This window comes from Streptomyces griseicoloratus (assembly GCF_014534645.1).
GTDB lineage: Bacteria > Actinomycetota > Actinomycetes > Streptomycetales > Streptomycetaceae > Streptomyces > Streptomyces griseicoloratus.
The window spans coordinates 1-561 of sequence record NZ_JACVQF010000003.1 but is presented as its reverse complement, the minus strand read 5'-3'; the positions used below and the strand labels follow the sequence as shown (position 1 = coordinate 561).

The window sequence follows — 561 nt, the reverse complement described above, 5'->3', positions numbered from 1 at the left end:
GCGGACCAGCACTTCGTAGAAGACGGCTCGCTTGAACCAGTCGGGGTCCCGGTCCTTGGCCGGCGTGTCCTCGAAGGTGTCCGGCACGGGCTCGTTCACGGTCATGAGACTCCGGCCCCTCCGTTCCGCGGCGCGGCGGACGACCGCTGGACGTGGAAGACGTGCGCGGGGGCCCGGCCGGGCTCCAGCCGCACGTAGTTCGTCCGGCCCCAGTGGTAGGTCTCGTCCGTGAGTTCGTCGTGGACCGGCATCGACTCGTGCCAGTCGAGGCCGAGTCGCGGCATGTCGAGGGAGATCGTGGCCTCCTGGGTGTGGTGGGGGTCGAGGTTCACGACCACCAGGACGACATCGGCACCGGTGCGCTTGCTGTAGGCGATGAGCGCGTCGTTGTCGGTCCGGTGGAAGCGGAGGTTCCTGAGCCGCTGCAGGGCCGGATGGGCGCGCCGGATGGTGTTGAGCTTGGTGATGAGGGGGGTGATGGTGCGTCCCTCGCGTTCTGCGGTGGCCCAGTCGCGGGGTTTGAGCTGGTACTTCTCGGAGTCGAGGTATTCCTCGGAGCCT

At 68.1% G+C, this 561-nt stretch carries 1 pseudogene; it reads right to left on the bottom strand.

Annotated features, from left to right (window positions below):
* Window positions 1–101: 101 nt before the first annotated feature.
* Window positions 102–561, bottom strand: a pseudogene (locus H0H10_RS00015) (DUF3459 domain-containing protein); the annotation flags it as partial.